The organism is Streptomyces olivochromogenes (assembly GCF_001514115.1).
GTDB lineage: Bacteria > Actinomycetota > Actinomycetes > Streptomycetales > Streptomycetaceae > Streptomyces > Streptomyces olivochromogenes.
Genome location: NZ_KQ948476.1, coordinates 124,920 through 144,744, shown reverse-complemented (window position 1 = coordinate 144,744; position 19,825 = coordinate 124,920). Strand labels below are relative to the sequence as shown.

16 protein-coding genes and 1 pseudogene are annotated in these 19,825 nt (G+C 69.0%); 6 read left to right on the top strand and 11 right to left on the bottom strand.

The genetic code is table 11. From position 1 onward, the window contains the following. Window positions 1-601: 601 nt before the first annotated feature. From AQJ27_RS43535 to AQJ27_RS43500, 8 genes are all read right to left on the bottom strand, one after another. Entirely contained in the window at window positions 602-1,162 is a 561-nt protein-coding gene (locus AQJ27_RS43535) for a TetR/AcrR family transcriptional regulator (RefSeq protein WP_235613837.1), read from the bottom strand. A 171-nt stretch (window positions 1,163-1,333) separates the two neighbouring features. Continuing rightward, a complete protein-coding gene (locus AQJ27_RS43530; protein ID WP_067382120.1) occupies window positions 1,334-3,322 on the bottom strand; it encodes an acetoacetate--CoA ligase in 1,989 nt (662 codons plus the stop codon). A gap of 38 nt (window positions 3,323-3,360) precedes the next feature. Continuing rightward, entirely contained in the window at window positions 3,361-3,957 is a 597-nt protein-coding gene (locus tag AQJ27_RS43525) for an RBBP9/YdeN family alpha/beta hydrolase (protein ID WP_067382117.1), read from the bottom strand. Beyond that, window positions 3,954-5,237, bottom strand: coding sequence for an MFS transporter (locus AQJ27_RS43520; protein WP_235613836.1), 1,284 nt, complete (start codon window positions 5,235-5,237; stop codon window positions 3,954-3,956). Before AQJ27_RS43520 ends, AQJ27_RS43525 begins: the two co-directional genes overlap by 4 nt. 98 nt (window positions 5,238-5,335) lie before the next feature. Next, complete coding sequence (locus tag AQJ27_RS43515) at window positions 5,336-6,250, bottom strand: TauD/TfdA dioxygenase family protein (RefSeq protein WP_067382111.1); 915 nt, start codon at window positions 6,248-6,250, stop codon at window positions 5,336-5,338. A gap of 48 nt (window positions 6,251-6,298) precedes the next feature. Next, window positions 6,299-7,273, bottom strand: coding sequence for a quinone oxidoreductase family protein (locus tag AQJ27_RS43510; RefSeq protein WP_067382108.1), 975 nt, complete (start codon window positions 7,271-7,273; stop codon window positions 6,299-6,301). Between the two features lie 144 nt (window positions 7,274-7,417). Next, window positions 7,418-8,470, bottom strand: coding sequence for a beta-keto acid cleavage family enzyme (locus AQJ27_RS43505; protein ID WP_067382105.1), 1,053 nt, complete (start codon window positions 8,468-8,470; stop codon window positions 7,418-7,420). Between the two features lie 338 nt (window positions 8,471-8,808). Beyond that, window positions 8,809-9,831 (bottom strand): AraC family transcriptional regulator, encoded by a 1,023-nt coding sequence (locus AQJ27_RS43500; RefSeq protein ID WP_067382102.1) that lies wholly within the window; start codon window positions 9,829-9,831, stop codon window positions 8,809-8,811. A 171-nt stretch (window positions 9,832-10,002) separates the two neighbouring features. Here AQJ27_RS43500 and AQJ27_RS43495 point away from each other — a divergent pair, with 171 nt between their 5' ends. The 6 genes and pseudogenes from AQJ27_RS43495 to AQJ27_RS43470 all read left to right on the top strand — a co-directional run bounded on the left by AQJ27_RS43495 (window position 10,003) and on the right by AQJ27_RS43470 (window position 17,629). Next, window positions 10,003-11,067 (top strand): TauD/TfdA family dioxygenase, encoded by a 1,065-nt coding sequence (locus AQJ27_RS43495; RefSeq protein ID WP_067382099.1) that lies wholly within the window; start codon window positions 10,003-10,005, stop codon window positions 11,065-11,067. Beyond that, window positions 11,064-12,557 carry a long-chain-fatty-acid--CoA ligase gene (locus tag AQJ27_RS43490; protein WP_067382096.1) on the top strand — a complete coding sequence of 498 codons (1,494 nt, stop codon included), beginning with the start codon at window positions 11,064-11,066 and terminating at the stop codon, window positions 12,555-12,557. The genes AQJ27_RS43495 and AQJ27_RS43490 overlap by 4 nt, the downstream gene beginning before the upstream one ends. Window positions 12,558-12,701: 144 nt before the next feature. After that, window positions 12,702-12,956, top strand: coding sequence for a Smr/MutS family protein (locus AQJ27_RS43485; protein WP_067382093.1), 255 nt, complete (start codon window positions 12,702-12,704; stop codon window positions 12,954-12,956). A 167-nt stretch (window positions 12,957-13,123) separates the two neighbouring features. Continuing rightward, window positions 13,124-14,101, top strand: a complete 978-nt coding sequence (locus AQJ27_RS43480) for a hypothetical protein (RefSeq protein ID WP_067382090.1) — start codon at window positions 13,124-13,126, stop codon at window positions 14,099-14,101. A 610-nt stretch (window positions 14,102-14,711) separates the two neighbouring features. Further along, window positions 14,712-15,801 (top strand): annotated as a pseudogene (locus AQJ27_RS61015) (IS110 family RNA-guided transposase); the annotation flags it as partial. Between the two features lie 955 nt (window positions 15,802-16,756). Next, complete coding sequence (locus tag AQJ27_RS43470) at window positions 16,757-17,629, top strand: ABC transporter ATP-binding protein (RefSeq protein ID WP_067382087.1); 873 nt, start codon at window positions 16,757-16,759, stop codon at window positions 17,627-17,629. Here the strand turns inward: AQJ27_RS43470 and AQJ27_RS43465 are convergent. From AQJ27_RS43465 to AQJ27_RS43455, 3 genes are all read right to left on the bottom strand, one after another. Then, window positions 17,565-17,993, bottom strand: coding sequence for a hypothetical protein (locus AQJ27_RS43465; protein WP_067382084.1), 429 nt, complete (start codon window positions 17,991-17,993; stop codon window positions 17,565-17,567). The genes AQJ27_RS43470 and AQJ27_RS43465 overlap by 65 nt on opposite strands. 584 nt (window positions 17,994-18,577) lie before the next feature. After that, window positions 18,578-19,237, bottom strand: coding sequence for an MSMEG_1061 family FMN-dependent PPOX-type flavoprotein (locus AQJ27_RS43460; protein WP_067382081.1), 660 nt, complete (start codon window positions 19,235-19,237; stop codon window positions 18,578-18,580). 233 nt (window positions 19,238-19,470) lie between these two features. Then, on the bottom strand, window positions 19,471-19,825 hold a 355-nt coding region (locus AQJ27_RS43455; protein ID WP_279636228.1), incomplete at its 5' end, for a DNA-directed RNA polymerase subunit alpha C-terminal domain-containing protein.

Below are 19,825 nucleotides of genomic sequence, written 5' to 3'. Positions count from 1 at the left end.
TTCTTAGGCCAGGCGATGGACCGGTGCAGATCGCCCGATGTACGTCAACGGCTCGGCAGTCAAGGCCCGCACCCAGGTGATCAACCAGCTCAAGGCCGTCCTCGTCAGTGCCGACCCGAACCTGCGGGAAGAACTGGCCGGGCTGAACAATGCAGAACTCTTCCGTACCTGCGCACGGCTCGCCGACGACGGCAAGAACGGCGAAGACGGTGAAGAGGCGGTGCTGCAGGCCACCCGCATCATCCTGTGCCTGCTGGCCCAGCGAATCGGCCAGCTCACGGAACAGATCCAGGATTTGGACGGCCGCATCCGTCGGGCGACGGGGTCGCGTTCGGCGACGTGCCGGGCGACCGCGTCGACGCTGGGGCGTGCGTACCGCTCCAAGGAGCGGACGGAGGCGTGGCGGCGGCGGGCCGGCAGCATCGGGGTGGACGTGCCGCCCTCGGCGTCGTGTGTCAGGGTGCTGTGGCGGATCCGGTGCAGTGTCCAGCCGTCGCGCGCGGCTCGATGCCGGTGCCCTTCACCGCCTTGGCGAACTCGGCGTCGAACCGCTCCTGCCGAGCGCGCGGCCGAGTTCGCTGGTCCGCGTGCACGACGAATGTCAGCTACGGGCCCGAGGGCGGCGTTCCTCCTCGGCATCGCTGCTCTCTGCGCTCGTCAGAGTCGCGCTCGCGACAACCTCGAAGAGGTGGTCGGCGCGTGGCGCGAGCGAGGGTTGATCGCCGAGCCAAGCGAGCATGGCCACCAGCGCAAACAAATCGGCGCCATCGATATCGCTCCGCGCCATGCCCGCGGCCTGGGCACGGGCGAGGAGCCGCGCACCGGCCGCGCGCAGGGTGACGCACGAAGCGTGGAGTGCGGACTCGGTGTCCTCGATGGCGGCTGCCATCAGCACGCTCACGCCCCGATACTCGGTTGTCCACGCGACGCAGTCGCGTAGCCATGAAACGAGAGCATCTTCGGGCGAGCTCAATGTTTCGAGCTGGGCTGCCTGCGCCGCCAACTCGTCGAAGCTCGTGCGGAGCAGGGCATCGAGCAGTGCCTCGCGCGTCGGAAAGTGACGCAGCAGTGTCGCGAGCCCGACGTCGGTCCTGCGCGCGATGTCGCGCAGTGATACGTCGACACCCTGCTCGGTGATGGCGGTGCCCGCGACTGCGAGCACGGGAAGCCAACGACCGTAGGGCGACAGGGTCGGGACATCGCTGAGGATTCCTGACGCTCCAGTGACGCTCGATCGGCGGCAGCCCCGAACGTCTGTAGGAGGTGGTGCTCGGTGCGGCTGCCGGCGGCGGCGTTGCGAGGCAGCCGGTATCGCTGCGGCCGGTGCCGGTGTTCACTTGTCCGTTGCGGAAAGGGCCGCGAAGTCCTCGAACCAGGTGAGCATCTCGGAGTGGGTGACTGATCCTTCGGCGCTGACGTCGGTGACAGGGGAACCCTGCAGGATGCGCTTGACGGGTACTTCGAGCTTCTTGCCGGTGAGCGTGCGCGGGACGGCGGGGATCGGCACGATCACGTCGGGCACGTGGCGCGGGGACAAACGGCGTTTGATGGCCGTGGCGATCCGCTCGCGCAGTCCGTCGTCGAGGGCGATGCCGCCTGCGGTCACGACGAAGAGCGGCATGAAGTAGCCGCCGTCCGGCTGTTCTACGCCGATGACGAGACTGTCGGCGACTTCGGGGAGCTGTTCGACGACGGCGTAGATGTCGGCGGAGCCCATCCGTACGCCCATGCGGTTGAGGGTGGAGTCGGAGCGGCCGGCGACGACGACCGACAGGTCTTCGTCGACGGTAACCCAGTCGCCGTGCCGCCAGACCCCGGGGTAGGTGTCGAAGTAACTGGCCCGATAGCGGGCGCCGTCGGGGTCGCCGACGAAGTGGAGTGGCATGGACGGAAGCGGCGCGGTCACCACCAACTCGCCGTGTTCACCTGCCAGGGGGCGCCCGTAGGGATCCCACGAGGCCAGCGCGACGCCGAGAGCGGGGCATTGGATCCGGCCCACTCGTACGGGCAGCAGGGTGGAACCGCCGGCGAGTACCGAGCAGACGTCGGTACCGCCGCAGATCGATTGCAGCCAGACGTTCGGTGCGAGCCGGTCGTAGACCCAACGCCAGGTGCTGGGGGGGAGGGATGATCCGGTCTGGAGTATGGAGCGCAGTCGGTCGAGACCGAACTCGGCCGCGGGATGCCTATCCGATTTCTCCACGGCGGCGAGGTAGGCCGCGCCCACGCCGACCATGGTGGCGCCGGTCTGCTCGGCGACCTGCCAGGCCCCGTTGATGTCCGGAAAGGTGGGGCTGCCGTCGTACAGGATGATCGTGCTGCCGTGCAGCAGGCCGCCGACCAGGAAGTTCCAGACCATCCAGCTCGTGGATGTGAGGAAGAGATAGCGGTCGTCGGGGCGCAGATCGGAGCCCAGGCCGAGTGCCTTGAGCAGTTCGACCACGATGCCGCCGTGACTTTGGACGATCCCCTTGGGTATCCCGGTGGTCCCCGATGACCACAGGATCCACAACGGGTGGTCGAAGGGCACGTCGGCGAATTCCAGTGGCGATTCGGAGGCCGGCAGCGCGGACCAGGCGTGCTGTTCGATCTCGGGCCGCGTCGACCAGGGCTCGGTCGAGGCTGTGAAGAGGTTGTCGACCGCGAGGATGTGACGGAGGGTGGGAAGTCCGTCCGCGAGCTCGGCGACCTCCGGGCGTTTGCCGTATGTCTTGCCGCCGTAGCGGTATCCGTCCGCGGCGATGAGGACGGCCGGCCGCGCCTGCCGCAGCCGGGCGAGCACGCTGGGCGTGCCGTAGTCCGGGGAGCACGCTGTCCAGACGGCGCCGATGGCGGCCGTGGCCAGCAGGGCGACCACGGTCTGGGGGAGGTTGGGAAGGTATCCGGCCACGCAGTCGCCGGGCTCGACGCCCATGCGACGCAGGGCCGCCGCGACGTCCGCGACCTGGTGGCGCATTTCCTGCCACGAGGTCTCCATGGGCGTGCCGCCCTCGGCCACGCTGACCAGCGCCGGGCGGGCGTCGGTGGCTTGGGCGAAGCACCGCTCGGCGAAGTTCAGGCGGGCGCCGGGAAACCACTTGGCGCCCGGCATCGACGCATCGCCCAGCACCTCGTCGTACTGGGTGACCGCGTCCAGCCCGTAGAACTCCCACACAGCGGACCAGAAGCCGGGCAGGTCGGTGGAGCTCCACCGCCACAGCTCGGCGTAGTCGGAGAAGTGCAGCCCCCGCTCCTCGCTCACCCATTCCATGAAGAACGCGACGTTGGAGTCTTCCAGCTCACGGTGAGTGGGAGACCACAGCAGGTCGGGGTCGGTGTTCATCGTTGCCTTTCGCGGGGGCTGCATGGGGGGGCGGGGGCTCAGTCGAGTTCGATGTCGATTTCAACTTCGAGTTCGCGGAGCAGTTCCTCCGCGCGCGGCCACGGGCCGTAGCCGGAGGCGGGGTTGAGGTGACCGACCTCGCCGAGCTCCACGAGGCGGCCGCCCCAGTCGCGGGACAGCTCGGCGACGCGCTCGACGCTGCTCAGGGGGTCGTTCGAACTGGCCGCGACGATGGTGGGGAACGGCAGCGGGGAGCGGGGCACCGGTGTCCAGCCGTGCTCGTCGAGCGCCTCGGGGGTGGGGTATTCCTCCGGCAGCGGCTTCTCGAAGTCCGGCGGTGTCACCAGCAGCGCCCCCTGTACCCGGGCCTCGTGCCACTGGGCCCAGTGGACGGTGGTGATCACACCGGCGCTATGGGCGACCAGCACGACAGGCCCCGCGATCTCCGCGATCACCTTGTCCAGTGCGGCCACACGGGCCTCCCGGCTGAGCTGGTTCTGCGTCAGCGGGGGAACCGTGCGGACGGTACGCCCGGCCTCGGCGAGCCGGTTGGCCAGCAGGGTCTGCCAGTGTTCCTCGACGTGGTCGCGCAGGCCGGGGACGATCACGAGGACCGGCTCGGTGGTACGGCTCATGAGGACACCTCCGATTCCTTCGGCTCCGCCACGGGGGCGCGGTTGGTCAGGCGACGCAGATCACGGTCGTAGTGGTGGCGGCCGATCAGGAATGCCACGGTGGCCGCGAGCGCCGTCAGAGGGACGATCCGCAGTGCGCCGAGGAGACCCATGCTGTCCGCGAGCGCGCCGGTGGCCGCGGGCCCGGGCGCGAGTCCGAGCAGGCTGTTGGCGAGAGTGAGCGTGGCGAAGGCCGTCGCGGAGATGGACGCGGGGGTCAGATTGGCCACCATGGCGGCGGCGGGACCGGCCGAGCCGGCCGACAGCAGGGCTCCGGTGGCCAGCGTCACCAGCTGCGGCGGGCCGGTCGGAAGCTGGAACGCGGTCATGAGCAGGACGAGCGAGCCGATGCTGCAGGCGATGGCCACGGACCATTTCCGGATCGGGAACGCCTGGGCGATCCGGTCCGAGGCGATCCCGCCCACAATCATGCCTATGCCGATGATCAGGACGAAGACCCCGGCCGTCGCGCCGGCCTTCGCGGTGGTCATGCCGTAGTAGCGGTTGAAATAGCTGGGCAGCCAGGCCATGAGCGCGCCGGCGATGAACAATTGGAGTCCGCTGCCGACGTAGGCGCTGATCACCGAGACGGAGGAGAACAGCCGCGGCAGGAGCGCGCGCAGGGTCCCGCGTGGGTCGGCGTCGGTCTTCGCGTCGGTGGAACCCGCTCGCGGAGCCAGCCTCTTCTCCGTGACCACGCAGCCGTAGACCCCGGCCAGCACGAGTCCGAAGATGCCCATGACGCCGAACGCCCAGCGCCAGCCGAACTGCTGGGCCACCGCGCCGCCGATCGACACGCCCAGGACCGAGCCGAAGGCCCCGCCTGCGATGAAGGCGCCGGAGAGGGTGGCCCGCAGGCCGACCGGGAAGATGCTCAGGACGACGGCGATGCCGATGCTCCCGTATGCCGCCTCACCGATGCCGACGAAGAGGCGGCCGGCGAACATCTGGCCGTAGCTCGCGGACACCGCGCAGCCCAGGGTCGCAACGCTCCACATCGTCGCGGCGAACAGCAGGCTCCGCACCCGGCCCCAGCGGTCCGCCAGGAGCGACATGGGAACGGTGAGCAGACCGACCATGAGGGCCACGATGCCGCTGAGCGAGCCCAGCCTGGCGTCGGAGAGCAGCCATTCGGCCTTCAGCATCGGGAAGACGGCGTTGAGTACCTGCCGCGACATGTAGTCGGACAGCAGCAGGCCGAAACTCAGGGCGAAGACCACCCAGGCATACCGTCGGGACACGGGCCATCCGGACGAGACCGTCGTCTCTGTCTTCGGGATGGGCTCAGCAGTGGTGTGCAACTCCATTGTCATCACCTCACGTGCTTTCGAAGGAATGGTCAGAACGGTCTGTCGCCGACGATCCCGGCGCGCTCCATACGGCGGACGGCGGGCCAGTAGTCCTGGACGGCGTAGTGCTGGGTGGAGCGGTTGTCCCAGATGGCGACGCTGTTCGGCGTCCAGCGCCAGCGCACCTGGTACTCGGGGATCGCGGCCTGGCTGATCAGGTGGTTCAGCAGGAGGCCCGCGCCCGGGGCGTAGTCCTGCCCGAAGCGCACGTTCTCGGGCGTGTGGTAGTTGACGAAGTGGGTGGTGAAGGCGTTGACGAAGAGGATCTGTTCGCCGGTCTCGGGATGGGTGCGCACCACCGGGTGCTCCGCGTCGGGGAACCGCGCCTTGAGCGCGTGGCGCGCGTCCTGCGGCATGACGGCACCGAACGTGGCCTCGATACTGTGCCGGGCCCGCAGCCCCTGGATCTGTGTCTTGATGTGCTCCGGCAGCCGGCGGTGGGCCTCGGCCATGTTGATCCACATCGTGTCACCACCCACCGGGGGCGATTCGACGCAGCGCAGAACGGCGCCCATCGACGGGTTCTCACGCCAGGTGCCGTCGGTGTGCAGGGCGTTCTCGTAGTGCTCCGGAGCGCTGTCCAGGTCCTTGTAGATGCGCACCAGGCCGGGGTGCTCGGGGTCGCTGCCGGCGACGGGGTGGTCCTCCAGCGGGCCGAAGCGCTCGGCGAAGGCGACGTGTTCGGCGCGCGTGATGTCCTGGTCGCGTAGGAACAGCACCTTGTACTGCAACAGCAGGGCCCTGATCTCGGCGAACAGGCTGTCGTCGCGCGAGGCGTCGCCGAGGTGCACACCGAAGAGCTCGGCGCCGATGGTGCAGGTCAGTGGTTCGACCCTGATCGAGCCGCGGGAGTGGGCGCGCACCGACGCGGGCGCGCCCTCCAGCGGAGCAAGAGACTTTTCCATGGTGCTTCCTCCTGGAGAGGGCGTGATGCGTGTGATCCAGCAGGGGGCTCAGAGGACGAAGACGGACGATCCCGTGGTCCGTCCCGCCTCCAGCTCGCGGTGCGCCCGTACGGCGTCCTCGAGCGCGTAGCGCTGGTTTATCTCGATGGCGATGCGTCCGGAGGCGACGTGGTCGAACAGCTCGCCCGCCAGCTCGGCCCGCTCCGCAGGGTCGGCGATGTAGTCGGCGAGCGCCGGCCGGGTGACGAACAGGGAGCCGCCGACGGCCAGTTGCATGGCGTCGATGGGCGGGACCGGACCGGAGGCCGTACCGAAGCAGACGAGCAGACCGCGGCGCCGGAGCGAGGCGAGCGAGGCGGCGTAGGTGGTCCTGCCGACACTGTCGAAGGCGACCGGGACCCCGGCGCCCTCAGTCAGTTCGCGCACTCGCTCGGCCACGTTCTCGCTCTGGTGGTGGATGACGTGGTCGCAGCCGTGGGCGCGGGCGAGTTCGGCCTTCTCCTCGGTGGAGACGGTGCCGATGACGGTCAGTCCGAGCAGCTTGGCCCACTGGCAGACGATGAGGCCGACGCCTCCCGCCGCCGCGGTCAGCAGGATCGTGTCGCCGGCCTTCAGCGGGTGGATCCTGCGCATGAGGTACGCGGAGGTGAGGCCGCGCATGGTCATTGCGGCGGCGGTCTCGAAGCCGATGCCGTCCGGCAGCCGGATCAGGGAGTCGGCGGGCATGACCCGTTCCGTGCTGTAGGCACCGAGCGGGCTTCCGGTGTACGTGACCCGGTCCCCCTCGGTGACCTGGGTGACGCCCTTGCCCACCGCCTCGACCACCCCCGCGGCCTCGACGCCCAGTCCGGCCGGCAGCGGCGCGGGATACAGGCCGCTACGGAAATAGGTGTCGGCGAAGTTGAGTCCGACGGCTTCGTGCCGGATCCGTACCTCGCCCGGGCCGGGGTCGCCGACGACGACCTCTTGCAGGCGCAGGACTTCGGGACCGCCGGATTCCTTGAAACGAATGGCGTGAGCCATGGGCGTGCTCCGTTGTTCATGGGAGGTGAGGAGGAGGGGCAGGGCCGCCGGGCCGGGGGCGTGGCCCCGGCCCGGCGGCCTCATGGGCCGGCGCGGATAGGCGGCGGCGCCGTGGTCCCGTGCCGCGATGGTCCCGTGCCGCGATCAGACGTCGCGCAGCATGAAGCCGCGCCGACCGGGGTGGCGGTTCGGCACCATGCCGAGGTGAGCCAGTGTCTCGTCGGCGCCGGAGTAGTACTCGCCCAGCTGGTAGATCTTCTTGGCCTCGGCGCCGGTCGCGATGTCTCGGCCGAGCGCCTCGGAGATCTGCACCATCTGCTCAACCTGATCGACAGTGGTCATGCGCTCGCCCTTGCGCCGCCACAGGTTGTCCTCGTTGCCGACGCGTACGTGGACCCCGAGCGCGATGCCGATCGCGTTCATCGGTGCCACGGCGCGCATGGAGCTCTCGATGGTCAGGACGGCGCCGTCCGGAGTGCGGCGGACGAACTCGATCAGGTCGGCCGGGTGACGCCCCGCGAAACCGCCGCCGATGGCCACGTAGTTGAGGATCAGCGGACCAGTGTGGACGCCGGCCCGGATGAGCCGCTCCACGGTTTCGAGCTGGGCCAGTGTGGCGAGCTGGAAGTGCGGCTGGATGCCGTTCGCCCGCAGGCGCTTGAGGTGCTCGAGGTAGAAGTCGGGGCCCGCCTCGACGACCATGTCGCGGTATGCCTTGTAGTACTCGGGCTTCGCGATCGAGGTGCCCTCCAGGTCGTCGTCGGTCATGATCTCGACGATGTTCATCTGGCTGGTGTTGATCGCGATCGTCACCTGGTCCGGCGCGGGGGTGAGGTCGGCCAGCAGGTGGCGGGTGTCGTAGCTCAGCCACTTCGCCTCACTGCCCTCGTCCTCCGGGGCGAAGGAGATCGAGCCGCCGATCTGCAGCACCATGTCCGGCACGGCCTCACGCAGCCGGCCCAGGAGCTCGTTGAACATGGACATCCGCTTGGAGCCCTTGCCGTCGAGCTCTCGCACGTGGATGTGGAGCACCGTGGCGCCGGCGTTGTAGCAGTCGACGGCCGCCTGCACGTGCTCGTCCATCGTCAGGGGGAGGTCGTCGGCGTCCCCCGGCAGCCACTCCGGCCCGTAGGGAGCGGCCTGGATCACCAGCTTTTCCTGGTTCTCGGGGAAGAGCGAGTCGTCGTGGAAGTGCACGGTCCGTCTCCTTCGTAGGATCGGTGATCACTCGCCGGGAGCATCGGCGTGTGCGATGCGGGGGCCTGGAATGCCCGGCGGGGATCGATGCGGGTCACCGGGAGACAGCGGGCGCATGGCGGCCCGGTACGATCGGCCGGTCCGGAGCAGGAGTGCACAGGGGAACACACCCCTCTCCGGCGGCCGACCGCGTCTCTGCGGTGGTGCCAAGGTAGGGCCGAGCACCCGGAGCTGTTTGACTCTCGGTGACAGATGATTTGCCATTTGGGGACATCGCCGCTGGCGTGCCAAGCGCCCCGGGCGCGGCGCATGGTCAAGCCCCGGCCCCGTCCGCGGTATCAGTCCTGATGGGGGAGTTGCTGCCGACTCCTGGCGCTGCGCCACGCCCTGGGGCTGCACCCGAACTGCTCGCGGAACCAGCGCGAGAACCCGCTCAGCGACGAGAACCCCAGCAGGTCGGAGATCTCAGTCAGCGAGCGCCGTGGGTTCGCGACGAACTGCTCAGCGAGGTGCGTGCGGGTGGCGTTGAGGAGCGAGGAGAAGGTCTCGCCCGAGGAGGCCAGATGCCGGTGGACGGTGCGCCGATCGACGCCCAGGCTCCGTGCGACCTGCTCGATCGAGCAGCGCCCGGTCGGCAGCAGGACCTCGATCAGCTCGCGCACCCGGTCCGCGGCGGTGGTGTCCCTGGGGACCGCGATCGCCTCGAAGTACCGGTGGGCGTACTCCCGCAGCAATGGATCCGCCATCGCGTTGGGCGCGTCGAGATCGTCGGCGTAGAAGACGATGCCGTCGAATTCGCGGTCGAACTCCACGAGGGCGCCGAACGCGCGCCGGTGCGTCGAGACGTCCGCCGGGGCAGGGTGCCTGAACCATACGGAGAGCGGCTGCCACTGGGCGTGGCGGAACTCCCGCAGGATCCGGTGGTAGGCGGCGATGGCCAACTCCGTGGCCTGCCGGGCCGCCATCGCTTCGCCGAGCCGCAGGCCGACCTTCAACGTGGCCAGCCCGTCCCTCTCGGACAGCCGGGTGTCCAGGACCTCGTTGTACATGTGCTGGTGACGGATCAACAGTCCCAGTGCGCTCCGCACGTCGGGTTCTTCGCGGACGACCAGACTGATGGGGCCCAGGTTGGAGAAGCGTCGGAACTCCGCCATGCGCACTCCGAAGTCCTCGTGGCCCGAGGCGGCTGCCGAGAGTTCCAGCACCTGGACCGCGGCAGCGCCGGAGATCCACCGGTCCTGGATCGTGAGGGCGGCGGTGTCCAAGCCCACGCGCTTCATCAGCGGCTGAGGGTCGATACCGAGCGAGCGGCACAGCTCGACATAGCCGCTGAGGGCTGCGGTGCGGACCAGGGGCCTCATGTGCACGCTCCAAGGCTGTCTCGCGACCGTGTCCCGAAAAGATAAATCTCATGTCACGCCAGGACAAGCATGGACGTGGGTGGGCAACCTAGCATGGCGCCGTTCACCGGCCCGGTCCCCTGGTGCCCAATGCCCCGGGCCGGTGAACGCGTGACGGTTACGGAGGTGCATATGACCGGTATGACGGACGCAGGTGAGGCGCTGCACGCCGCCTGCGAGGGCCCCTCGGTGTGGCACGGCGGTGACCTGGCGAACCGCGAGGAGTGGATTCTACGGTTCTCATCGCACCAGCTGGCCGAGATCGACTCCGCTCTGCGGGAGGCGCGCAGGCGTGACCTCACGCTGCTGAAGCTGAGAGCTGCCGACTTCCCACTCCCCACGCTCGCCGGTGAGTTGGAACGCGTCGGCGAGGTACTCGAGCACGGTCGGGGGTTCGCGCTCATCAAGGGCATCCCGGTCGAGCAGCTGGGCCAGGTGGCCGCCGGAGCGGTGTTCTGGGGCCTCGGTCAGTACCTCGGGCGCCCGGTCCCGCAGAACGCGGACGGGCACATGCTCGGCCACGTCCGGGACACCGGCCGCAGTCTGGCCGATCCGGCCACACGCGGCTACCAGACCCGGGCGGCGCTGCCGTTCCACACCGACGGGGCCGATCTGCTCGCACTGCTGCCCCTGCGGACGCCCCGCACCGGGGGGCGCACCTCCCTGGTCAGCTCGGCGGCGGTGCACAACGCGGTGCAGAGCCTCCGCCCCGATCTGGCCGAGCGCCTGTACCGCACGTACTTCTTCGACCGTCGGCAGGAGCACCCTCCCGAGGAGGCGCCCTATGTGGCCGACCCGCTCGCCGCCCGGCCGGGAGGGGCATTGAGCATGCGCTACAACCGGTGTTACCTGGAATCCGCCCAGCGCTTCCCCCAGGTGCCCCGTCTGGAACCGGCGGACGTGGAGCTGTTCGACCTCATCGACGAAGTGGCCGCCTCCCCGGAGTTCCGGCTCGACATCGATCTCCAGGCCGGCGATCTGCTGCTGCTCAACAGTCACAGGATCATGCATGCGCGATCGGAATTCGAGGACGACTGCCGGCCCGAACTCAGCCGCCATCTCCTGCGACTGTGGCTGGCCTTCCCGCACCGCCCCCGTATCGACGGCGCTCGCAACGGGGTCACCCCGCGCGATGTGATCCGACCCCGCAGCGCCGCGTCGCGGGCCGCGACGAACTCAAGGAGACTGCCGACATGACCAACCTCGCCTCGTTCCTGGTCGACTCCGCTGCGGCCCAGGGCGATCGCATTGCCGTGCGCCACGACGACAGCACGCTCACCTATGCCGAGTTGGACGACGCGAGCGCCAGAGTCGCCGCCCTCCTTCGCGATCGCGGCCTGCGGCCTGGCGACCGCGTCGCGCTGACCATGCCCAATATCCCGCTGTTCCCGGTCGTCTACTACGGCATCCTGCGGGCCGGCGGCGTGGTCGTGCCGATGAATCCGCTCCTCAAAGCCCGTGAGGTGGCCTTCACTCTGCGCGACTGCGGGGCGCAGATCGCGCTGGTGTTTCCCCTGTTCGCTGACCAGGTGGCGAAGGCCGCCGCCGAGACCGGAACCGAATGCCTGGTGACCGAGTCCTTGGCTTTCGACGACATGTTGCGGGCTCACGCACCGCTGCTCGGCATCGTCGACCGGGCCGATGACGACCCGGCCCTGATTCTCTACACCTCGGGCACGACCGGGACGCCCAAGGGCGCCGAACTGTCACACCGGAACCTGGCCACCAACACCGCCACCACGGCCGAGACGCTGCTGCAGGTCGGACCTGACGACGTGCTCTTCGGCGGCCTGCCCCTCTTCCACGCCTTCGGCCAGACGTGCGCGCTCAACACGGCCGTCGCGGCCGGCGCCACACTGACCCTGCTGCCGCGGTTCGAGCCGCAGCGTGCCTTGGAGATCATGGCCCGTGACGGGGTCACCGTGTTCCTCGGCGTGCCGACGATGTACGCGGCGCTGCTCCACGCCGAGCTCGCCGAAGGCTTCGACGCCGGCCGGCTGCGCCTGGCCGTCTCGGGCGGTGCCGCGCTTCCGGTCGAGGTGCTCCACGGCTTCGAGCGGCGCTTCGGCGTCACCGTGCTGGAGGGATACGGACTCTCCGAGACATCGCCGGTCGCCGCGTTCAACCACCCGGATCGCCCGCGCAAGGCAGGCTCGATCGGGCTGCCCATCCGAGGAGTCGAGATGAGGCTCGTCGCCGAGGGCGGCGCCACGGTGCCCCCGGGCGAGGTCGGCGAGATCGCGATCCGCGGGGAGAACGTGATGACCGGCTATTGGAACCGCCCGGAGGCGACCGCGGAAGCGATCCGAGACGGATGGTTCCACAGCGGTGATCTGGCCCGCGCCGACGAGGACGGCTTCTATTTCATCGTCGACCGCAAGAAGGACCTGATCATCCGCGGCGGCTACAACGTCTACCCGCGCGAGGTCGAGGAGGTGCTGTACGAGCACCCAGCCGTCGCCGAGGCCGCCGTCGTCGGCGTACCGCATTCGGTCCACGGAGAGGAGATCGCGGCGGTGATCACGGTCCGGCCCGGTGCCCATGCCACGGCCGAGGAGATCCGCGACCACGTCAAGGACCGGGTGGCCGCGTACAAGTACCCCCGGATCGTCACCTTCACAGCCGAGCTCCCCAAGGGCCCCACCGGCAAGATCCTCAAGCGCGAGATCGTGGTCACCGATCGGTGAACCACGCGCCGGCGTCCTTGTGCCAGGGGCGCACACCCTCTCCGGTCGATCCGTTCGGACCTGTCCAGGTCGGGGTCCTGGCAGGGTGTCGCATGACACACTCGGACCGGGTCGTCACAGGTGGCGGCGGCGGGAGGTAGCACCTTGCTGACATTGGATTTGCACCCGATCTTCCGGAACAACCGTGACATCGAACTCTCGCTGCGGCAGATCGTCTTCCAGGCGAAACGCATGGGGGAGCCCGTAGTGCAGATTATTCACGGAAAGGGCACTGGACAGCTCAAGGGGCGCGTCCTCGCGTTCCTCGGCCAGAAGCACATCAGGAAGCTGTACGACCGCGTGGAGATCGACACGGCGAACACGGGCCGGATCCTGGTCCACTTCGCGCCACGCCACTGAGTCCTCTCCTACCTCGACTCGGGGCGCCGAGGCGCCCGTTCGGGGGCCGTTCATCCGGCGCCCCGGTCCGGACGGCCAGCCGCAGGCCGGGCAACCGCCGCAGCAGAGTGGCGTTCGCCAGAAAAGCGTTCGTCGCCCGTAGCCCAGCGGCGCTAGCCTCGCTGATCATGGGAGCGCGAGCGCAGTACGTGGTGGTCGAGAACGGCGCCTGGCAGCGGTACTACTCGCACTGGGCAGCCAACCGGGTGGTCGACGATCTGCTGCCCGGTCCGGCCGCGGCGACACGCTGCTTCCGCGCCAACCGGGAGATCGACGAATGGCTCGACGACGTGTGGTGCCAGGGCGCCGCACTCGTCGACCACGACCGCCGGATTCTGCTCTGGTTCGCCCCCACGGACGGCTGGGACGACCACATTGCCGCCCGCGCCGTACTGGCCCGGACCTGGCCCGGCTGGGACGTCCGCTTCGCGCACGACGGCATCGGCGATCTGACCCACCATCTGGGCCTCGGCAGGGACCTGACCCGTGCGCCGGGCTGGTTCGAGACCTTCGAGCCTTCCGGGTTCGCGGACACTGAGTACACCGAGCCCTGCTCCGTCGCCTCCCTGCGCCTGCCCGACGGAAGCGTTCGCGCGTGGGGCAGCGACTGGGAGCCCATCGAGCACCTCGCCGCCGGCCCCGGCCTGATCGACCTGATCGTCGCGTCGCCGGCCACTCCTGCGCTCACCGACATGCCGCACGGCGGCGTCCATTTCGACCCGCAGGCCCGCACCGTCTCGCTGTGGGCAGTGCAGACCGTGGCCGGCATTCACAACTGGCCGCTGCCGGGCTGGGAGAACTGGGTCTTGGACTTCCGCGGCGACGACCACACCCGGCAGGCCGGGCTGCTTCCCGCGGACTTCCCCTTCCCCCAGCCTCTGCTCGCGGCCGCGCTGCGGCGGTTCGGCGACGGCCTCGGCACCCCGCCGCCCGAAATGAGTGCGCCCCTTGCCCGCGCCACGGGTGCACCCGGTCCTGAGGGCGCCACCCCCGTGGTGAACCCCGCTGCGCTGGTGGCGCACGAACCGGCCGATCCCACTCCGGACGAACTGGCCGCGCTGCGTACGGCGCTCGATGCGCTGGTTGCGGGGGCGGAGATTGACTGACTACCACCTCATGGGCTCCCCGTGGGCTGGACCGGACAACACCGCGGTCATCTTCTCGGCATGCGCGACGTGCAGCGGAAGCAGGCCCAGCCGCGTGGTGCTGATGGCCTGGGCCGCGAGGGTACTCACGCCGCGACCGCCGGTGCGAGGCTGCGAGCCGTGATCAGGACCTTGCCGGAGACGACGGTCGTCGACCTGCCCCGCGGTGCCGGCGAAAGACTGTCCGCCTCGTTAGCGCTGACGCAGTTTCGTGAATGATCTAAGGCCGACTGGCCCGGCTCGGGGAACACTACGCCGCGCATGTCCGAAGCGCCCGCCACCGATGAAACCGACGGAGCCGATAGCTCGCTACCCTCTCCCGGGCAGGGCCACAAGCCGTTCGTCCATGCCGGTCACGAATGGGCGAGTAGTCAACACAATGTCAGCCCGTCAAAGCCAGGTTGAGCGCCGGTTCGTTCGAAGCCATGCTGCTGTGATCGGTTGGTGCCGGTGTGCCGGGGCCAATGGGACGGTTGCGCAGCGCCGTCCCGGACGAGGGTCTGACTCATGAGATCTATGACCGAAGTGTCCAGTCACAGGCGTGTCGACTGTCGTTGCGGGATGGTGCCTGCTGCCACCGAGCCACAGGGCGTGTCCCAATAGGGGCCTTGCCGACGATCCGGGTGAGGTCGTCTGGGCGTGGACACGCACGGCGAGACTCATGCCGCCGCCGTGGTCTCCCCGCTGGGGAAGGTCCTGGGCACCGAGTCCTTCCCGGCCACGGCGGCCGGCTACCGTCGGCTGCTCGTCTGGGCCCGCAAGCTGGGGATGGTGCGCCGGGCCGGTGTGGAGGGCACCGGCACCTTCGGAGCGGGCCTGTCCCGCTACCTGCTGGCTCAGCACGTCCAGGTGTACGAAGTGAACCGGCCCGACCGCACGGCCCGCCGTCTGCTCGGGAAGTCGGACCCGCTCGATGCGCAGGCTGCTGCGCGGGCTGTGCTCAGTGGTCGCGCCCTGCCCGGGCGAAAACCGGCGACGGTCCGGTGCACAGCGCCCGGATGCTTAAACTCGCCAAGGACTCCGCGGTCAAGGCCCGTAGCCAGGCGATCAACCAGCTCAAGGCCGTCCTGGTCATAGCCGACCCCGCTCTGCGGGAACGATTGTCCAGTCTGGGCAACCGCGAGGTGTTCCCCACCTGCGCGTGCCTCAGCCTGCCCGACGGGGACGACGCGGACGCCGTGGCCCAGGCCACGCGCATCACCCTGAGCCTGCTGGCCCAGCGCATAGAGCAGCTCACCGGGCAGATCGATGAGCTGAATCAGCGCCTGACCCGACTCGTCGAACGCCACGCCCCGCAACTGCTCGTACCGGTGGGCATCGGGCCGGACAGCGCCGTCGCGCTCCTGATCATCATGGGAGACAAGCCTGAGCGGCTGAAAGCCGAGGCGTCCTTCGCCGCTTTGTGTGGAGTCAGCCCCGGCGAGTACTCCTCCGGCCGTCGGAGTTCGCGTCGGCTCAACCATGGGGGCGACCGGCAAGCCAATGCGGCTCTGCACCGCATTGTGTTCACTCGGCTGCGCTTCGATCCCCGCACCCAGGCGTACTACGAACGCCGCACCCAGGAGGGCAAGACCCGACGTGAGATCATCCGATGCCTCAAGCGATATGCCGCCCGCGAGGTCTTCAACCTGGTCAGGACGGTCTCTACCGACCCCCCCGTTATAGGGGCGTCCAGCACGACGAAGCCTCGCCGGTCTGGTCCGGCGGGGCCTCGTCGTGCGGCTGGTCAGGATGGGTTGGAGCCTGTGCGAGGGCTCTGTTGTACTCCGGCTCGCCGCTCTCGAGTACGGGGAGGAGCGAGGCGGTGACGACGCGGGCGGTGCGGCCTATTGGTAGCACGCGGCATGGGAATTCTCCGCGGCGAGCGAGGCCGTAGCTCTTCGATCTCGACAAGCCGAACGCTTGGGCGGCGTCCTCGACGCTCGCCGTCCCACTCCAGGTGGCGCGGATGTGCTCGGGGCTGAACTGGCCGTGAGGCGTTTCGCCGCTCTGACTGGGCATTCCTGTCGGCAGTGCCTTTCGGGTTTAGTTGCTTCCGCGGTGGTGGGGAAGCGGAGATACGCGGCGGACTGCCAATAATCCGCGGAATCACCGGATTCGGTAACCGGCCATTGACGGATACCCTGCTCCGCTCAGCGTTGGAGATGAGTTGCATAGGGCTCAACCGGCGCCAGCACCGCTGGTGGGGGCGTTGGCATTGTCACCACGTCTTTCCGAAGACTCATCATGTGGAGTGCGTGGCGATTTCTGGAGCCGGCCGCGAAGGGCTCCTGACCTGCGGTTTTGTGCGGGTGTACTGTGCGGGTTACGGGCGATGTCTTGACGCTGAAATGACGCCCGCTCTGATGGGGCGTCAGGCAACTTGTCGGGCAGGTCAGAACCCTGCCAAGGTGGCGAGCATCGACGGGCCGCCGAGGGCAGGCGAGCTGAGCCGACGACCTGCGGCGCCGCGTCAGCGTCGCCCCTGGACTTCCTGGCCTGGATCGACTAGCACGGCGTGGCTCTCACCCATCTTGCCCAGGAGCACATCGGTCAAGGTCGAGGAAGCCGCTACGGACCAGGCAGGGCAGGCTGACGGCGGGGCGGCGGGCCACGTCGGACCGGTAGCCTGCCCGGATGACAGGTTCCTTCGCAGGTGGGAGCGGCGCTCGTCCCGTCATTGAGCTCTCCGGGGTGAGTGTCCACCGTCGTACGACGGGCCAGGAGGTCGTTCTGGACTCGGTCGACTGGACCGTACACAGAGGACAGCACTGGGCGCTGCTCGGTCCCAACGGGGCCGGCAAGACCACCATGTTGCGTCTCACCGGAGCTTTGCTCCACCCCACCACCGGAACCGTGGACGTGCTCGGCTATCGCCTCGGCCGGGTGGACGTGCGGGAATTGCGGGCCCGTATCGGCTTTGTCAATGCCGCGCAGAAGGTGCCGCTGGACGCCACCGCCCACACGGTGGTCCTCACCGGTGCGACCGGCACGGTGCAGCCGCTTTGGCGGATGTACGACGCTGCTGCCCGGGAGCGCGCCCACCTGCTCCTGGCCGAGCTGGACTGCAAGGAACTCGCCCGGCGTGCTTTCGGTGACTGTTCGGGCGGGCAGCGCGCGAGGATCCTCATCGCACGCGCGCTGATGTCCGACCCGTCACTGCTGCTGCTCGACGAGCCGTTCAACGCACTCGACCTTCCCTCCCGGGAGGACCTGGTGGACGCGTTGTACCGCCTCGCGACCGGCCGGCCGGGACTGTCCACGGTGACCGTCACCCATCATCCGGAGGAGCTGCCGCCGTCCACCTCGCACGCCTTCTTGTTGCGGGAAGGCCGTGAGCTGGTCTCCGGTCCCGTGGAAACAGTGCTCACGTCGGAGAACTTCACCGCGTGCTTCGGGCGGCCCATCCGCGTCGAGTCGTACGACGGCCGTTGGTACGCCAGGTCTACGGCTGTGTCGCCAGAGCGTCGCCGACGCGAGCCTCAGCCCTCTCAGGACCCCCGCCCATGAACCGCACGAGACCGGCGAGGCCTCGGAGGAATCCTTCGCCGAGGTCGGCCGCCGGGTGGTCCTCCCGGTACTTCAGCCCCAGCCGCATGCGGTCGCGTCCCTCAACAACCAGGAGCATCAAGTCAGGTCCGCGCCGGAGGCGGACGTCCGGGGCGAACGCGTCGAGGGGGACCCAGTCGCCGACCAGTCCGGAGCCGGGCAGTCGTCCTGAGGACGGCGCGCTCTCCGTGACGGTTTCGTCGATGTACTTGAAGAAGGTGCCTGCGAGTTCAGCGGCGATGCCGTTCGGCAGCGCGTCTCCCCACAGGGCGTCGGCCCTGTCCTTTCTGATGTGCGACAGGGTGCTGGCGCGGTCACGACTCACTCCTACATACCGACTGGTCGGTCAGCCTTCAGGTGGCGGGAACGGATTGTCAAGGCCGAAGACGTGTAGCGCCCTCGCGACGGCAGCCGCCTGCTCGGCAAGGGCAAGAACCAGGTACTCGGGTGGACTTCGAGAACTCGTGGCGGTCGTCCGGCGCTGGGCGACCGCCATGCGGCCCCGGTTACCGGTGATCTGGGCGTGGCCCCGGCAGGGACGTCGCCTGCTGCCGACGCGGGGCGTGAGAGGGGTGGCGGTGCCCGCCGTGTCGTACCCGGGAGGGGTGCTGTCAGACGTCGCGGAAGTAGTGCTTGTCCGCGGTCAGGCGCTTGACGTGCGCTCCCGTGTAGTAGGTGCCGGGTGGAGTCGCATTGCGCCCCCAGTTGGGTTGACGGACACAGCAGGTAAGGCCGACAGCCAGCGACGGCCGACAGGCCGAGTAGCGGGTTGTACATCAGGCGCCGGAGCTCCGCCACCTTGTGGCTGGCGGCCTTTGCCAGGGTTACGGGCTGCCCCGCGATTGACCTTGGGGTGTGCCGGCCTGGGGGTTCGGCTGGCTGGTGGTTCAGCAAGCGCAGGTCGGCCCGCTACTCGTACCGGTACCTCAGCGAGTCCGCCTCCGCCTGCTCGATGTCGGTGATCGTCAGCTCCGGTATGCGCAGCTGGGCCAGCGTCACCTCGGCCGAGGTCGGCTGGGCGTCCGCCGGCAGCCATTGCTCCGGCTTCCAGGCCCCGCTGCGCAGAAGTGACTTGGGGCAGTGCGGGTAGACCTCCTCGATCCCGAGCACCAGCGCACTGGCCGGCGGCTTGCCCACGGCGGTCAGCTGCGACAGCAGCTCCGGGCGGGTGGAGACGACAGCCCGGCCGTTCGCCCGCAGGGTGGTGGTGCGCCCCGGGATGACGAACAGAAGCCCGGCCCGTCCGGTGGCGACGACGTTCTGCAGGGTGTCCAGACGCTTGTTGCCGGTCGCGTCCGGTATCGCCACCGTCCGTGCGTCCAGGACGGCGACGAACCCGGCGGGGCCGCCGCGCGGCGAGACGTCACAGTTGCCCTCGGCGTCCGCGCTGGCGATCAGGACCAGTGATGAGCAGCCGATCAACCGCCGAGTCTGGTCTGTGAGTTCGGACATCTGCTTCCGCACGGCCGCGTCGCTGGGGAGTTCGTAGACCCGGCGCAGCGCCTCCTGGTCGGGCACCGCGTCGAGGCGGAGCGAGTCGAAGGCACTGCCGGCAAGAGGTGTCGTCATGCCCCCCGACCCTACTGGGCCGACCTGCGATTGATCTTGGTCGGTGAGCGTGGGGACATAGAGACGGCCTCGCTAGTTCTAGTTGTCTGGTGCTCAATCGCGGGTCAGCCCGTTCAGGCGCAGGCGCAGGCGCAGGGCCGGGCGCGGGCTCGGTCGAGGCCGCCCAGCGGGCAGCACGGAGGTTCTCGTGTCCCCGTGCGCGAAGTGTCTCTATGACCGGCGCAGCGCAGCGTTCAGTACTTCTCGGTCTCCACGAAACCCGTGTCCACGTCGTTGGTGCCGAAGGTGTCCGCGGCGGCGGTCGGGTTGAATTCGGGCGGGCTGTCCTTGAGGCCGAGGCCCATGCCGGCGAGCTTTTCCTTGACCTCGTCGATGGACTTCGCACCGAAGTTGCGGATGTCGAGGAGGTCGGCCTCGGAGCGGGCGACGAGCTCACCCACGGAGTGCACGCCCTCGCGCTTGAGGCAGTTGTACGACCGGACGGTGAGGTCGAGCTCCTCGATCGGCATCACCAGATCGGCGGCGAGGGCGGCGTCCACCGGGGACGGGCCCATGTCGATGCCCTCGGCGTCGATGTTGAGCTCGCGG

Bases quoted from the DNA above. Each gene is read 5' to 3' on its own strand.
- AQJ27_RS43530 (WP_067382120.1), bottom strand. From the start codon at position 3,322: ATGAACACCGACCCCGACCTGCTGTGGTCTCCCACTCACCGTGAGCTG.
- AQJ27_RS43525 (WP_067382117.1), bottom strand. From the start codon at position 3,957: ATGAGCCGTACCACCGAGCCGGTCCTCGTGATCGTCCCCGGCCTGCGC.
- AQJ27_RS43515 (WP_067382111.1), bottom strand. From the start codon at position 6,250: ATGGAAAAGTCTCTTGCTCCGCTGGAGGGCGCGCCCGCGTCGGTGCGC.
- AQJ27_RS43510 (WP_067382108.1), bottom strand. From the start codon at position 7,273: ATGGCTCACGCCATTCGTTTCAAGGAATCCGGCGGTCCCGAAGTCCTG.
- AQJ27_RS43500 (WP_067382102.1), bottom strand. From the start codon at position 9,831: ATGAGGCCCCTGGTCCGCACCGCAGCCCTCAGCGGCTATGTCGAGCTG.
- AQJ27_RS43495 (WP_067382099.1), top strand. From the start codon at position 10,003: ATGACCGGTATGACGGACGCAGGTGAGGCGCTGCACGCCGCCTGCGAG.
- AQJ27_RS43490 (WP_067382096.1), top strand. From the start codon at position 11,064: ATGACCAACCTCGCCTCGTTCCTGGTCGACTCCGCTGCGGCCCAGGGC.
- AQJ27_RS43480 (WP_067382090.1), top strand. From the start codon at position 13,124: ATGGGAGCGCGAGCGCAGTACGTGGTGGTCGAGAACGGCGCCTGGCAG.
- AQJ27_RS43470 (WP_067382087.1), top strand. From the start codon at position 16,757: ATGACAGGTTCCTTCGCAGGTGGGAGCGGCGCTCGTCCCGTCATTGAG.
- AQJ27_RS43460 (WP_067382081.1), bottom strand. From the start codon at position 19,237: ATGACGACACCTCTTGCCGGCAGTGCCTTCGACTCGCTCCGCCTCGAC.